Annotated in this window: 13 protein-coding genes and 1 pseudogene; 12 read left to right on the top strand and 2 right to left on the bottom strand. The window is 56.9% G+C overall.

Annotated elements, in window-relative coordinates:
- The first annotated feature begins 51 nt into the window (after positions 1–51).
- The 3 genes from UTM25_RS06925 to UTM25_RS06915 all read left to right on the top strand — a co-directional run bounded on the left by UTM25_RS06925 (position 52) and on the right by UTM25_RS06915 (position 2,226).
- Positions 52–840, top strand: coding sequence for a PhzF family phenazine biosynthesis protein (locus UTM25_RS06925; protein WP_194399224.1), 789 nt, complete (start codon positions 52–54; stop codon positions 838–840).
- 27 nt (positions 841–867) lie between these two features.
- On the top strand, positions 868–1,659 hold the full coding sequence (locus UTM25_RS06920) for a PhzF family phenazine biosynthesis protein (protein ID WP_194399225.1): 792 nt from the start codon (positions 868–870) through the stop codon (positions 1,657–1,659).
- A gap of 84 nt (positions 1,660–1,743) precedes the next feature.
- Positions 1,744–2,226: a GNAT family N-acetyltransferase gene (locus UTM25_RS06915; protein WP_194399226.1), complete on the top strand. Its 483-nt coding sequence runs from the start codon at positions 1,744–1,746 to the stop codon at positions 2,224–2,226.
- On the opposite strand, the gene ptrR is transcribed toward UTM25_RS06915, so the two are convergent.
- Positions 2,180–3,058 (bottom strand): putrescine utilization regulator PtrR, encoded by an 879-nt coding sequence (gene ptrR, locus UTM25_RS06910; protein WP_194399227.1) that lies wholly within the window; start codon positions 3,056–3,058, stop codon positions 2,180–2,182. The two genes, UTM25_RS06915 and ptrR, sit on opposite strands and share 47 nt — an antisense overlap.
- Before the next feature lie 98 nt (positions 3,059–3,156).
- Between ptrR and sad the strand changes: the two genes are divergently transcribed.
- From sad to UTM25_RS06865, 9 genes and pseudogenes are all read left to right on the top strand, one after another.
- Positions 3,157–4,545, top strand: a complete 1,389-nt coding sequence (sad, locus tag UTM25_RS06905; protein WP_194399228.1) for a succinate-semialdehyde dehydrogenase — start codon at positions 3,157–3,159, stop codon at positions 4,543–4,545.
- A gap of 122 nt (positions 4,546–4,667) precedes the next feature.
- Positions 4,668–6,331 (top strand): annotated as a pseudogene (locus UTM25_RS06900) (methyl-accepting chemotaxis protein).
- Positions 6,332–6,393: 62 nt separating this feature from the next.
- A complete protein-coding gene (gene glsB / locus UTM25_RS06895; RefSeq protein ID WP_194399230.1) occupies positions 6,394–7,320 on the top strand; it encodes a glutaminase B in 927 nt (308 codons plus the stop codon).
- Entirely contained in the window at positions 7,320–7,676 is a 357-nt protein-coding gene (locus UTM25_RS06890) for a DUF4186 domain-containing protein (protein ID WP_194399231.1), read from the top strand. Before glsB ends, UTM25_RS06890 begins: the two co-directional genes overlap by 1 nt.
- Before the next feature lie 113 nt (positions 7,677–7,789).
- A complete protein-coding gene (locus tag UTM25_RS06885) occupies positions 7,790–9,229 on the top strand; it encodes a GGDEF domain-containing protein (RefSeq protein WP_194399232.1) in 1,440 nt (479 codons plus the stop codon).
- A 119-nt stretch (positions 9,230–9,348) separates the two neighbouring features.
- Positions 9,349–10,314, top strand: coding sequence for a sensor domain-containing diguanylate cyclase (locus UTM25_RS06880; RefSeq protein WP_194399233.1), 966 nt, complete (start codon positions 9,349–9,351; stop codon positions 10,312–10,314).
- Positions 10,315–10,396: 82 nt separating this feature from the next.
- The gene (locus UTM25_RS06875) at positions 10,397–10,924 is read left to right on the top strand and encodes a GNAT family N-acetyltransferase (protein WP_194399234.1); all 528 of its coding nucleotides are present in this window, start codon (positions 10,397–10,399) and stop codon (positions 10,922–10,924) included.
- Positions 10,925–11,042: 118 nt separating this feature from the next.
- Positions 11,043–12,494: a tagaturonate reductase gene (locus UTM25_RS06870; RefSeq protein ID WP_194399235.1), complete on the top strand. Its 1,452-nt coding sequence runs from the start codon at positions 11,043–11,045 to the stop codon at positions 12,492–12,494.
- 200 nt (positions 12,495–12,694) lie between these two features.
- Positions 12,695–13,609, top strand: coding sequence for a bestrophin family protein (locus UTM25_RS06865; protein ID WP_194399236.1), 915 nt, complete (start codon positions 12,695–12,697; stop codon positions 13,607–13,609).
- Here the strand turns inward: UTM25_RS06865 and UTM25_RS06860 are convergent.
- The gene (locus UTM25_RS06860; protein ID WP_194399237.1) at positions 13,597–14,145 is read right to left on the bottom strand and encodes a GNAT family N-acetyltransferase; all 549 of its coding nucleotides are present in this window, start codon (positions 14,143–14,145) and stop codon (positions 13,597–13,599) included. The two genes, UTM25_RS06865 and UTM25_RS06860, sit on opposite strands and share 13 nt — an antisense overlap.
- Positions 14,146–14,250: the final 105 nt, after the last annotated feature.

Raw genomic sequence — 14,250 nt, 5'->3', positions numbered from 1 at the left:
CGTTTTCATTGAATATAAAAGAACAACACAATAAAAACAGGCGGTAAGACAATGCAGGAGATTGATTTTTATCTGGTAGATGCGTTCAGCGATACCTCATTTGGCGGCAATCCGGCCGCCGTTTGCCCGCTCAAGGAATGGTTACCCGATGAGACCTTGCTGAAAATGGCGCAGCAGCATAATCAGTCGGAGACGGCTTTTTTCGTCTGCAGTAAAGGGGGCATTGAGCTACGCTGGTTTACCACGCTTACCGAAGTCAATCTCTGCGGCCACGCTACGCTTGCGGCCGCGCACGTGTTGTTTACCGAGCTGGATTACCCGGATTCGCGGATCCACTTTGATACCGCCTCTGGCCGCCTGACGGTCAGCCGGGAGGGGGAGTGGATGACTCTGGATTTCCCGGCATGTCCAACCCATGAAGAGACACCCCCGCGGGAGATGCTCTCGGCGCTGGGTATCAGCCGCTACGTTGAAGCCCGTATAGGGCGCGCCTGGCTGATCGTTCTGGAGAATCGCCAGCAGGTTGAAGCGCTTGCGCCGTGCTTCTCGGCGATGACGCCAGGCGAGCATAAGGTCAGCGTTACGGCGCGCGGTGAGGGGGAATATGATTTTGTCAGCCGCTTTTTCTCACCGGGCGTTTCCGTCCCGGAAGACCCGGTCACCGGCTCCGCGCACACCATGCTGATCCCTTACTGGAGCGAAAAGCTGGGCAAAACCACGATGTTTGCCCGTCAGGTTTCAGCGCGCGGCGGCGATGTGCGCTGCAAGCTGAAAGGTTCGCGCGTGCTGATGAGCGGGCAGGCCGCGCTTTATCTGAAAGGCACAGTTTTTCTGCGCTAAAAACCCATAACAAGAGAGGAAGAGACAATGCAGGAAATTGATTTTTATCTGGTGGATGCCTTCAGCGATAAAACCTTTGGCGGCAACGCCGCGGCGGTATGTCCTCTGGAAGAGTGGCTGCCGGACGAAACGCTGCTCAAAATGGCGCAGCAGCATAACCAGTCTGAGACCGCCTTTTTCGTGCGTACTGACAGCGGGTTTGAGCTGCGCTGGTTCACCACGCTGGATGAAATTAATCTGTGCGGTCACGCTACGCTTGCCGCATCGCACGTCATTTTCGAATACCTTGATTACCCGCATACCGAAATCACCTTCACCACGCGCTTTGTCGGCGAGCTGACCGTCAAACGCAGCGGCGACTGGCTGACGCTGAACTTCCCCGCGTGGTCGACGGAGGTTGTCGAGAACCCACCTGAAGTGCTGTTTAGCGCGCTGGGCATCACGGCGGCAAAAGAGGTGCGCGTTGGACGCGATTACATGGTGGTGCTGGAGAGTCAGCAGCAGGTTGAAGCGTTAACGCCGGATATTGGGGCCATGCTTCCGCTGGATAAAATGGTCTGCGTGACGGCGCCGGGAGAAGAATATGACTTCGTCAGCCGCTTCTTCTGTCCGGGCGAAGGGGTGCCGGAAGATCCGGTCACCGGATCCGCCCACAGCATGCTGATCCCTTACTGGAGTGAAATACTGGGCAAAACGTCACTCAATGCCCGACAGGTGTCATACCGTGGCGGGGATCTGCGCTGCGAGCTGAAGGGCGACCGCGTGCTGATTGGCGGCCAGGCTACGCTGTATCTGAAAGGGCGAATCTTCCTGCGCTAGCTGAGAGACGCGCTATAAGTTAATACTATGAACCACCCCGGCAGGCCTGAGCTATGTTGATATAAAAACAGCAAGGAGCCTGCCATGTATTCCATTACCTCTGAATCTGCACGTCATCCGGACATTCTCACGCTGATCGCGGCGCTTGACCGCTATCAGAGCGAGCTCTATCCCGCCGAAAGCAATCATCTTCTCGACCTGTCCGCGCTGCCGGAAGCTTCGCTGATCCTGATGGTCATTCGCGACCAGCAGCTGCAAGCCGTGGGCTGCGGTGCCATCGTGCTCAACGGCGACGGAACGGGGGAGATGAAGCGGGTCTATATCGATCCGGCCCATCGCGGGCAGCATCTGGGTGAAACGCTGCTGGCCGCCCTGGAAGATGAGGCCCTGAGCCGTCATTGCCACACGGTAAGGCTGGAGACGGGCATCAAACAGCGCGCTGCGGTTCGCCTGTACGAGCAGTGCGGGTACGATTTGCGTCCGGCGTTTGCCCCGTACGCTGACGATCCGCTCAGCCTGTTTATGGAGAAGGCGCTGGTTGAAGACGTTCGTTTAGCAGCGCTATAAAAGCTTCCAGCTGGCGGGTCATCGCCCCGCGCCGCCACACCAGCCAGGTAGTGAGCCAGCGCCAGTTTTCCGCCAGCGGCCAGGCTTCAACCTGATGATGTCCCGGCATACTCTCCAGCATCGAGCGCGGCATCAGCGCGATGCCCGCGCCCGCAATGACGCAGGCGAGCATGCCGTGATAGGACTCCATCTCATGAATGCGGCCGGGCGTGGCTCTGTCCGCATGAAACCAGCTTTCCAGATGTCGACGGTACGAGCAGTTCGCGCGAAAAGCGTAAACATCGCTGCCGCTGACCTGCGCGGCGCGGGCGACCTCGGCGTGACCGGCAGGCGTGACCAGCATCATCTCTTCCCGGTAGACCGGCATGCCCTCCAGCTCCGGGTGCGACAGCGGCCCGTCGACAAAGGCGGCGCTGAGGGTTCCCTCCAGTACGCCATCAATCATCGTCCCGGACGGCCCGGTAGAAAGGGCAAACTGGATGCGCGGATAGCGCTGGTTAAACTGTGCCAGCGTTTCGGGAATGCGCACCGCGGCGGTGCTTTCCAGCGCGCCGAGGGCAAATAACCCCTGCGGCTCATCACCTGCGACGACCATGCGCGCTTCATCCACCAGGGCGAGGATCTGCTTGCTGTAGCGCAGAAAGTTATGCCCGGCGGGGGATAAGCGCAAACGCTGGTTCTCACGAATAAACAGCTCAACGCCAAGATCGGCTTCCAGCTGGCGGATGCGGGTGGTCAGGTTGGACGGCACGCGATGCACCTTCTGTGCCGCCTGGGTGATGCTGCCCGTCAGCGCGACGGCGTTAAACATTTCAAGCTGGGTTAAGTCCATAGCATTCTCGTTTCGTGAATAAGGTGGTTAGTATTATTCATTTTTAAGAAATAGCAGAGTGAGCCACAATCAATCAACCGAAATGCGTGGAGAACATCATGAAATATTCATCTGCTACACATGCCCTGTCCGTTAACCCGGCAACGGGGGAAACCCTCGGTGCCTTCGCCTGGGCGACGCCGGAAGAGGTTGAACGCGCGATTTCTCAGTCTGACGCGGGGTATCGCCAGTGGCGACGCGAAAGCGTGTCCCACCGGGTGCAGAAGCTGCGGGATCTCGGCGCAGCGCTGCGAAACCGCGCGGAAGAGATGGCGCAGACCATCTCCCGTGAAATGGGGAAACCCATCCTGCAGGCGCGGGCGGAAGTGGCAAAATCCGCGGCTCTGTGCGACTGGTATGCCGGGCACGGCCCGGCGATGCTGCGTGCGGAGCCAACGCTGGTGGAAAACCATAACGCGGTCATTGAATACCGTCCTCTGGGGCCGATTCTCGCGGTAATGCCCTGGAACTTCCCGCTCTGGCAGGTGCTGCGCGGCGCGGTGCCCATTCTGCTGGCAGGTAACAGCTATCTGCTGAAACATGCGCCAAACGTGCTCGGCTCTGCGAATCTTATTGCGCAGATCTTTTCGGATGCCGGTTTCCCTGAAGGCGTATTCGGCTGGGTGAACGCCACCAATGACGGCGTAAGCCAGGCGATTAACGATCGCCGTATTGCGGCGGTGACCGTCACCGGCAGCGTGCGTGCCGGTGCGGCCATTGGCGCGCAGGCAGGAGCCGCGCTGAAAAAATGCGTTCTTGAGCTGGGCGGCTCCGACCCGTTTATCGTTCTCAACGATGCCGATCTGGATCTAGCCGTGAAGGCGGCGGTGGCGGGTCGCTATCAGAATACCGGACAGGTGTGCGCGGCGGCCAAACGCTTCATTGTGGAAGCGGGGATTGCAGACACCTTTACCCGCCGCTTCGTCGACGCCGTCGCCGCGTTAAAGATGGGCGCGCCGGAAGAAGAAGAGAACTACCTGGGCCCGATGGCGCGTTTTGACCTGCGCGATGAGCTGCATCAGCAGGTGCAGGCCACCCTGGCCGAAGGGGCAACGCTGCTGCTGGGCGGAGAGAAGGTCAGCGGAGAGGGCAATTACTACGCGCCAACCGTGCTGACCAACGTCACAGCGTCGATGACGGCGTTTCGCCAGGAACTGTTTGGTCCGGTTGCGGCCGTTACGGTAGCAAAAGACGCGGAGCACGCCCTGACGCTTGCCAACGACAGCGACTTTGGCCTGTCCGCCACCGTCTTCACCGCTGATGCAGCGCTGGCGGATAAATTCTCCCGCGAACTGGAGTGCGGCGGGGTGTTTATCAATGGCTTTAGCGCCAGCGACGCGCGCGTGGCCTTCGGCGGCGTGAAGAAAAGCGGCTTTGGCCGCGAGCTTTCCCACTTTGGGCTGCACGAGTTCTGCAACGTGCAGACGGTCTGGAAGGATCGCGTGTAATTTATCGCCCGCCTGTGATTTCGGCCCTCATCACGAGGGCCGTTGTCATTTATCTGCAATGGTTCTGTCATTTTCATTACGTAGACTCGCACGCGTCTAACGCATTGTTAATGAAGATAATTATGAACCTAACGCAAATTTTTCGCCGTATTGCGCAGCGTCTCACCCCTCGTCACTTTGGCCTGCTGACGGGTATCTTTTGCATTATTGGCCTTTTCTCCGCGCTGCAGCTCTCCTCCTCATTCCTGCTTAACGCCTCCCTGAACGACGCCCAGCGCAACGAGCTGCAAAACCTTCTCGCCTGGCAGCAGCAGAGCAAGCTGGATCTGGCCCGTGTTTCCCTGCTGGCGGCAAGCGACCTGCTTAACCGGTCCGGCGTCTGGTTTATGCAGGATAAAGAGACCGGCTCCGAAGGGAGCTGGCACAGCCTGATGGATGATGCGCAAAAGGCGCTGGCGGTTTCTCAGCAGGCGTGGAAGGCCTGGCTGGCGCTGAATCCGCCGAAAGACGACGCCCTGGTGAACAGCTATCAGCTTTTCTACGGGGCGATCAACGAGCAGGCTGAAGGTCTGATTAAGACCAACACGATCGACGCTTTTTTTGCCGTTCCGGCTCAGGCGTTTCAGTCTGATTTTAACGACAACTATGCGCGCTATCAGCAGGCAAGCGAGAAGCAGTCCATGCAGGGGCGTCAGAGCTTAATGGCGCAGCTCTCCGGCCTTCAAACGTTGTTCCTGTTTGCGCCGGTGCTGTTGCTTGCCATCGCGGCTGTCGTCTGGTTTGGCATGTCCAGATGGGTAATTACGCCGCTGCGTCGGTTGATTGCGCATATTAACCGGCTGGCGGCAGGGGATCTCTCCGGCACGCCGCCGAACGTCATGCGCTACAACCGGGAGATAGGTCAGCTTAGCGACAGTATTACGACTATGCAGCACGGTCTGCAGCAGCTGGTGACGCAGGTCAGCCATGCCACCGCAACGATGGTGGAGAACATTGACTCCCTTGCGCAGGGTAACCAGAAGCTGTATCAGCAGTCAGCGCGCCAGGCGAAAGAGCTTGAGGATGTGACGGCGCATATCGCGGCGCTGGAAAGCCATGTGGAAGGGAATAAGCGCGCCAGGCGAAAGAGCTTGAGGATGTGACGGCGCATATCGCGGCGCTGGAAAGCCATGTGGAAGGGAATACCGGTTATGCCAGGCTCGCCAGCTCGCGGGCCGATGAGGCGCGTCAGGCGGCCGTGGGCGGCGACCGGATGATGTCTACCGTGAATGCGTCTATGCAGGCGATCGTCGACCGATCTTCTGAGATGCGCGGGATCGTGGCGATGATCGACAGCGTGGCGTTTCAGACCAACATCCTGGCGCTGAATGCGGCCATCGAGGCGGCCCATGCCGGAAACCAGGGGCGCGGCTTTGCCGTCGTCGCCCGGGAAGTCGGGCTTTTGGCCAGAAAAAGCAGCCACTCGACGCAGACCATCCAGGAGCTTATTAACCGCTCGCTGCAGGGCATTGAAGACGGTTCCCGCGCCGTTAACCTGATGGAAGAGAATTTGCAGCAGGTCACCGGTCTGGTGGGCAATTTAAGCAGTTTGCTTAATGAGATCTCAACCGCCACGCTCAGTCAGGGAGACAGTATTCACCAGATGACGCGCCAGCTTCAGGCGCTGAATCAGGTTTCTCGTCAGACGGACCTGCTGGTCTCAGACGCCTCGGATGCCTCTGAGCGGCTGCAAAAGCAATCCGATCTTTTATTGCAGGCCGTTTCGCGTTTTCGTCTTAGCGCCTGACGCAATACATAAGCCTCTGTTATACTCGCAGCCCGTTTTAGCCTGAGGGCAAGGAGCAAAGTGTGGCTGCGGTCATCCATAATGAGATGTTGGACGAGATTCTGGCGCAGGTTCGTCCGTTAATTGGAAAGGGGAAGGTTGCCGACTATATTCCGGCCCTTGCCTCGGTGAGCGGGAATAAGCTGGGGATTGCTATCTGTACCATAGACGGACAGCGATACCAGGCAGGCGATGCGACTGAGCGTTTTTCCATTCAGTCCATTTCGAAAGTGCTGAGTCTGGTTGCGGCGATGCGTCAGTATGAAGAAGACGAGATCTGGCAGCGTGTCGGTAAAGATCCTTCCGGTCAGCCTTTTAACTCGCTGCTTCAGCTCGAGATTGAACAGGGTAAACCGCGAAATCCCTTTATCAATGCCGGGGCGCTGGTGGTCTGCGATATGCTGCAAAGTCGCCTCAGCGCACCGCGACAGAGAATGCTGGAGATTGTTCGCCAGCTCTCGGGCGTTGACGATATTGCCTATGATGCGGTGGTGGCCCGCTCGGAGTTTGAACACTCCGCACGTAACGCGGCCATCGCGTGGCTGATGAAATCCTTCGGTAATTTCCACAACGACGTGGCGACTGTGCTGCAAAACTACTTCCATTACTGCGCCCTGAAAATGAGCTGCGTTGAGCTGGCCCAGACGTTCCTGTTCCTTGCGTACCAGGGGCACGCGCCGCATCTCGATCAGGAGGTGGTTTCTCCGCTTCAGGCCCGGCAGGTTAACGCGCTGATGGCCACCAGCGGGATGTATCAAAACGCCGGCGAGTTTGCCTGGCGCGTTGGGCTTCCGGCTAAATCGGGCGTCGGCGGCGGGGTCGTGGCGATTGTGCCGCATGAAATGGCGATAGCCGTCTGGAGCCCGGAACTGGATGAAACGGGAAATTCGCTTGCCGGCGTGGCGGTTCTGGAGAAACTGACCCAGCGCCTGGGACGTTCCGTATACTGATGTCCGATCTGGATCCTCTCTTTTCCCGCCTGGCGCGATCGACATTTCGCTCGCGCTTTCGCCTTGGCGATAAGGAACGACAGTACTGCTGGGACAAAGGCCCCGAAACCATTGATCGGCACGCCGCGGATTTTGTCGAAAAGCGCCTTGCGCCCGCGCACCTCGCCAACGACGGTAAACAGACGCCCATGCGCGGTCACCCGGTATTTATCGCCCAGCATGCCACCGCTACCTGTTGTCGGGGCTGTCTGGCAAAATGGCATAACATTCCACAGGGCGTAACGCTCACGGTGCAGCAACAAAATTATATCGTCAGCGTCATCCATCACTGGCTGGTGCTGCAGATGAACGCCTAAATTTGACGAGTTATACTCCCGTGGTATTTGTGCTATAGATGCATCCCAGGTTAGTCCCGATCATGCTGACGACCGCAATAATTGCCATAAGCTTTCATATGGAATGATATTTAATGCGTTCTGCTCTTACCGCTTTCAGGCCGTTCCAGGTTGACACGCCGCTGCGAAATGCAGCGACGATCTTCATCCTTACAACCTTATTCTATTTTGTGGGCGCGGAATTACGGCTCGTTGAGGCCCTGTCGCTGTTCTGGCCGCTGAACGGCGTCATGGCAGGGATCTTCGCCCGCTATGTTTACCTGAATCGCCTGCATTACTATGCGGTATGTTATGTCGCGATGCTGTTGTACGACGCTGTGACGACCAACTGGGGTATGGCCTCCGTGGTGATCAACCTGTCAAACATGATCTTTATCGTCGTCGTCGCCGTGCTGGTTCAGCGCGACAAGCGGCTGATGAAGAAAACCCCCGATCCGCTTAACGCGCTACGCCTGTTTAACTACTGTCTGATTGCCGCGCTGCTTTGCGCCTTGCTCGGCGCGGTAGGGTCGGTCGGGATTGACAGTCATACCTTTTGGCCGCTGTTTGCCGACTGGTTTAGCGAGCAGTTCTCAACCGGCGTGCTTGTTGTGCCCTGTATGCTCACATTACGCATGCCCGGGCGTGAGCTCAGGCTACGTCTGGAGCAGCTGCTGCCGGTGATTGCGCTGATCGTCTCGGTGAGCGCGTCGGTGGTGATTGGCGGAGCGGGGAGCCTCTCGTTTCCTCTGCCTGCGCTTATCTGGTGTGCGGTTCGTTACTCGTTGCCTGCGACCTGTCTGCTGACGTTTATCACGGGCGCCGCTGAAATTATTCTGGTCGCCAACTCGATTATTAATATTGCCGTGGCGACGCCGTTTACGACGCCAATGATGTTTTCAGCCCGGCTGGGGATCGCCACGATGGCGATCTGTCCGGTGATGGTTTCCGTCAGCATGGCGGCGATTAATTCCCTGATCCGCCAGGTTTCACTGAGGGCGGATTATGACTTTTTAACGCACGTCTACTCGCGTTCCGGGCTTTATGAGGCGTTAAAACATGAAGAGACGTACCGGCACACGCGTTTTCTGACCGTCATGCTGCTGGATATTGATTATTTCAAGAGCATTAACGATAACTACGGCCACGAGTGCGGAGACCGCGTGCTGGCGTCGTTTGCCCGACAGGTTCAGCAGGTCGTCGGTGAAGACGGCATGGTGGCGCGCATGGGCGGGGAAGAGTTCGCCGTGGTGGTCAATTCAGGCGACGCGCAGCACGGTTTTGAACTGGCTGAACGTATCCGATCCACCGTTGCCAGCCATCCTTTTACATGGCGTCACCAGACGCTCTATCTGACGGTCAGCATTGGCCTGGGCAGCGGAAAGGCCGAGGCCTGGCAGTTGACCGAGGTCTTCAACAAGCTCATGGCCGAAGCGGACGATCATCTCTATCGTTCAAAAAAAGCGGGTCGAAACCGTACCAGCGCCCGGGTGGCGGACGAGCAGATTGCCGCGCCCTCCGGGAGTGAAACATAGCTGCGTTAATCGTCATAAGGCATTGACGTGAATAGTAAGCGGCTTAACAGGATGTCAGAACACTGACAATGTCTCTGTTTAAGCTACGCTTTTAGTAACGCTTTACGTCAGGAGACATTATGAAAGCACCTGCAACCCCTGAAAATGAAACAGACAGACTCAACTCGCTACGAGAATCAGGTCTGCTTGAGATCGACAGCTCCCCGGCGTTTGACCGCTTAACGCGTCTGGCAAAACGCTTCTTCCAGGTGCCGCTGGCGATGGTCAATCTCATTGATGAGCATTCGCTGATCGTTAAGTCGGCCGACGGTCAGGCGCCCGGCAGCGTTCCGCGTAATATCTCATTTTGTGGGCATACGATCCTCACCGAAGCGCCGCTGGTGGTGGGGGATATGCTTCAGGACGATCGCTTTGCGGATAACCCGCTGGTGGCCGGTGAGCCTCGCGTGAGGTTTTACGCGGGCTTCCCGCTGCGCCTGCGCGACGGCGCAAGCGTTGGCTCGCTGTGCCTGATTGATTACGCTCCCCGCGAGTTTTCTGCCGCCGACCTCGCCGTGCTGGGAGACCTTGGCGCGCTGGCAGAGGATGAATTTGCTGCCATCAGCGCGGCGACCACGGATGAACTAACCGGGTTATTCAACCGTCGGGGCTTTAATCAGCTCGTGCGGTTCACGCTTTCCGTTGCCCGACGTCGCGCTGAGCCGCTCACGCTCGGCTGGCTGGATTTGGATCGCTTTAAGGAAATTAACGATCGATTCGGGCATGAAGAGGGGGATAAGGCGCTGAAAGCGATGGCGCAGCTGATGCGCGCCTCTTTCCGTGAAGCGGATCTGCTGGTTCGTTTTGGCGGGGACGAGTTCGCCGTGTTGTTCGCGGATACGGATGAGCAAGGCGCCTGGATTGCTATGCAGTATCTTGCCGAGCAGGTAGAAAATTATAACGCCCGCAGGCTACATCCCTGGTCGCTCAATTTCTCGTGGGGGCTCAGTGAATTCGATCATAACGGCAACGACCTGCAGCAGTGGTTAAAAGATGCCGATGAAAAGATGTATGCCATGAAACAGCAGCGACAGCGCTCCCGGTAACATAACAAAAGCGTATGTCCGATCCGTTTGCGTTAAGAAGATGTTAAATGCACAGTGACGGTATTCAACGTAAGGAAAAACAATGAATACCTCACTGCAAATTAAAAACCTCACCCGAGACGAAATTCTCACCCATCTTGATGCGCTGTCCGGGATCCTCGAAAACTGTGTGAGCGGCGGGGCATCCGTCAGCTTTATGCTTCCCTTTAGTCTGGATAAGGCTCGTTCGTTCTGGCGCGGCATCGCTGAAAGCGTAGGGCGCAACGAGCGCCTCGTGCTGGCCAGTATCGACCCGCAGGACGGCGTCATCGGAACGGTGCAGCTGATCGTCGACCAGCCGGAAAACCAGCCGCATCGCGCCGATGTGGCGAAGCTGCTGGTTCACGAAAAAGCGCGCCGGAAAGGTGCCGCGATGGCATTGATGGAAGCGCTTGAAGCGGAGGCGCGGGCCAGAGATATTTCCGTTCTGGTGCTCGATACCGCCACCGGCAGCGGGGCCGAGACCTTTTACCAGCGCGCCGGATGGCAAAAGGTGGGCGAGATCCCGCGCTATGCGCTGATGCCGGACGGCGCCATGACGGCCACCTCCGTGTTCTATAAGTTCTTATGATTATTTTGTACAACTACGCCGTGGATTGATCAAAACAGGGTTTCTGGTCGTTAAGTTTTGATAAGTTATCGTACCAATCCTATCAGGCTGTATGACTAATCATAAAAGGAACCCTCTTGTGAACACGCTCAACCGTCGTGATTTTCCCGGTGCTCAATACCCGGAACGCATTATTCAGTTTGGTGAAGGCAACTTCCTGCGTGCGTTTGTCGACTGGCAAATTGACCTGCTAAATGAATATACCGATCTTAACGCCGGTGTTGTTATCGTTCGTCCTATTCAGAGCGACTTCCCGCCGTCGCTGAACACTCAGGATGGTCTCTATACCACTATCATTCGCGGCCTGAACGGGCAGGGTGAAGCGGTGAGTGAGAGCCGTCTTATTCGCTCGGTTAACCGGGAGATAGACGTCTACGGCCAGTATGATGCGTTCCTGAAACTGGCGCACAATCCGGGTATGCGCTTTGTTTTCTCAAACACCACCGAGGCGGGTATCAGCTACCACGCGGGGGACAGAGTCGACGATGCCCCTGCGGTGAGCTACCCGGCGAAGCTAACTCGACTGCTGTTTGAGCGCTTTAGCCACTTCAATGGTGCAGCGGATAAAGGCTGGATCATCATTCCGTGCGAGCTGATTGACTACAACGGTGACGCGCTGCGTGAACTCGTCCTGCGCTATGCCCGAGAGTGGGCGCTGCCTGCAGCCTTTATCCGGTGGCTAAACGACGCCAACAGCTTCTGCTCGACGCTGGTCGACCGTATCGTTACCGGATACCCGCGCGACGAAGCGGCCGCGCTGGAGGCTGAACTGGGTTATCACGATGGGTTCCTGGATACGGCTGAACATTTCTATCTGTTCGTTATCCAGGGGCCGGCATCCCTTGCTCAGGAACTCCGTCTGGATAAGTACCCGTTGAATGTGCTGATTGTCGACGATATCAGGCCCTACAAAGAGCGCAAAGTCGCTATCCTGAACGGCGCACACACTGCGCTGGTGCCGGTGGCATTCCAGGCCGGGCTGGATACGGTGGGCGAGGCGATGAATGATGCAGAGATCTGCGCGTTTGTCGAAAAAGCGATTTATCAGGAGATCATTCCGGTCCTCGATCTGCCGCGTGACGAGCTGGAATCTTTCGCCAGCGCGGTAACAGGGCGTTTTCGCAACCCTTACATCAGACACCAGCTGCTTTCCATCGCGCTCAACGGCATGACCAAATACCGCACCCGCATCCTGCCGCAGCTGCTGGCAGGGCAGAAGGCAAGCGGACAATTGCCAGCGCGTCTGACGTTCGCGCTTGCTGCACTGATAGCGTTTTATCGAGCAGAGCGTAGCGGGGAAAACTATCCGGTTCAGGATGATGCATTCTGGCTTGAACGTTATCAGCAGCTGTGGGGGCAGCACCGCGACCAGCAGTTGAGCACCCGTGAGCTGGTGCAGGCCGTACTGAGCGTGAGCGAGCACTGGGAACAGGATCTCACGCAGGTCTCCGGACTTGTCGACCAGGTCACCCTGTATCTTGACGCCATTCTCCTGAAGGGAATGCGCGCAGCGGTGAAACCCCTGTGCTAATGACGTCACCCGGCTTCGGCCGGGTTTAATTACATCTTAATTTAGTTACAACATACTATTTGCTCTTTTTTTAAAACCACATGCAGCACCGTGCGGTTATCGCTAAGCAGGTCATAAAATTCAATGTTCCGTTAACATGCTTGCAACGATGAGGGAGATCACGTTTAATAGCCACGCTCTTTTCCTTCCTGAAACTCACTATGATTGTTCGTCCTAAACAGCACTGGCTACAACTGATTTTTGTCTGGCACGGTTCGGTACTTCCCAAAATCTACACCCGACTGCTGCTCAACTTCCTGCTTTCTATCGCCGTTATCCTGATGCTGCCGTGGTATACCTCGCTGGGCATCAAATTTACCGTGGCGCCATTTAGCATTCTCGGCGTGGCGATCGCTATCTTTCTGGGGTTCAGAAACAACGCCTGTTATTCACGCTACGTTGAGGCTCGCCTGCTGTGGGGGCAGTTGATGATAGCGGCACGCTCGCTGTTTCGCGAGGTAAAAAACACCTTGCCTGACGATAAGCACCTGGGGGAATTTGTCCGCCTGCAGATAGCTTTTGCCAACTGTCTGCGTATGACCCTGCGCCGGGAGCTGAATGCCGAACAGCTCTCTCGCTATCTTGCTCCGGATGATTTACGCCGCGTGATGAGCGCCAACTCGCCGGCGAACCGTATTTTACTGATCATGGGGGAGTGGCTGGCCGTGCGGCGGCGAAACGGCCAGCTTTCAGACATCCTGTTCCACAGCCTGAACAACCGTCTGAACGATATGTCCATCGTCCTTTCCGGGTGCGAGCGCATTGCGACAACGCCGGTGCCGTTTGCCTATACGCTGATTTTGCACCGCACGGTGTATCTGTTCTGCATCATGCTGCCGTTCGCGCTGGTTGTGGATCTGCACTACATGACGCCGTTTGTCTCGGCGCTGATCTCCTACACCTTTATCTCGCTGGACACCCTGGCGGAAGAGCTGGAAGACCCGTTCGGCACAGAAGATAACGATCTGCCCCTGGACGCCATCTGCAACATGATGGAACGCGATCTGCTGCAGATGAACGATGAAGAGAACATTCCGGAAAGGCTGATGCCGGATAAGCATTATCAGCTGACCTGACGGGCGTTCCACTCGTCGCGGGTGATTTCCCACAGTTCAGAATCCAGCATGCCGCTGACGTAGGCTTTTTGTTCCGTTCTGATAAGCCGCATGCCGCTACTGTCTGAAATACGCCGGGAGCGGCTGTTGGCGGCGGCTTTCGGCGCGCGCAATACGGGTTTGTTTAGCGTGTTGAACCAGTAATCCGTCGCGGCAATGCTGGCCTCGCGCATGTATCCCTGGCCCTGAAACTCCGGGGCCAACCAGAATCCACGGTTGTTATCTTCGACGTCATACAAACAGATAATACCCATCAACTCATCCGGCACCTCGCGACGGCGGATGCTCCAGAACCAGGCTATTCCTTTTGCCATATCCGGCAGCGCCACGTTGTTGACATAGTTTTCCGCGCCGTTATCCGGGTAGGGCCAGGGCACAGACGAGACCATATAGCGGACAATCTCCCAGAGGGGATAAAGCTTTTGTATCTGAGGCGCATCTTCGGCAACCAGCGGTTTTAGCAGTAAGCGTTCTGTCGTGAGCGTCGGTATCGTCATCCGCGGATCTCCATATTTAAGCGTTATGCTTTTGTTTGCGTTCTGGTATTTTCATCTCTATCACATTCAGTTGAGGCGCGCTGGGTTTATTACCTACCAGAAATG

Origin of the sequence: Enterobacter sp. 61D5 (assembly GCF_034107965.1) — a bacterium.
GTDB lineage: Bacteria > Pseudomonadota > Gammaproteobacteria > Enterobacterales > Enterobacteriaceae > Enterobacter > Enterobacter cloacae_M.
Note: the sequence above shows the minus strand (reverse complement) of the source record. Positions and strands in the feature narration are given on the sequence as shown.

Coding starts and splice junctions, on each gene's coding strand:
- UTM25_RS06925 (WP_194399224.1), top strand. CDS start 52: ATGCAGGAGATTGATTTTTATCTGGTAGATGCGTTCAGCGATACCTCA.
- UTM25_RS06920 (WP_194399225.1), top strand. CDS start 868: ATGCAGGAAATTGATTTTTATCTGGTGGATGCCTTCAGCGATAAAACC.
- UTM25_RS06915 (WP_194399226.1), top strand. CDS start 1,744: ATGTATTCCATTACCTCTGAATCTGCACGTCATCCGGACATTCTCACG.
- ptrR (WP_194399227.1), bottom strand. CDS start 3,058: ATGGACTTAACCCAGCTTGAAATGTTTAACGCCGTCGCGCTGACGGGC.
- sad (WP_194399228.1), top strand. CDS start 3,157: ATGAAATATTCATCTGCTACACATGCCCTGTCCGTTAACCCGGCAACG.
- UTM25_RS06890 (WP_194399231.1), top strand. CDS start 7,320: ATGTCCGATCTGGATCCTCTCTTTTCCCGCCTGGCGCGATCGACATTT.
- UTM25_RS06885 (WP_194399232.1), top strand. CDS start 7,790: ATGCGTTCTGCTCTTACCGCTTTCAGGCCGTTCCAGGTTGACACGCCG.
- UTM25_RS06880 (WP_194399233.1), top strand. CDS start 9,349: ATGAAAGCACCTGCAACCCCTGAAAATGAAACAGACAGACTCAACTCG.
- UTM25_RS06875 (WP_194399234.1), top strand. CDS start 10,397: ATGAATACCTCACTGCAAATTAAAAACCTCACCCGAGACGAAATTCTC.
- UTM25_RS06865 (WP_194399236.1), top strand. CDS start 12,695: ATGATTGTTCGTCCTAAACAGCACTGGCTACAACTGATTTTTGTCTGG.
- UTM25_RS06860 (WP_194399237.1), bottom strand. CDS start 14,145: ATGACGATACCGACGCTCACGACAGAACGCTTACTGCTAAAACCGCTG.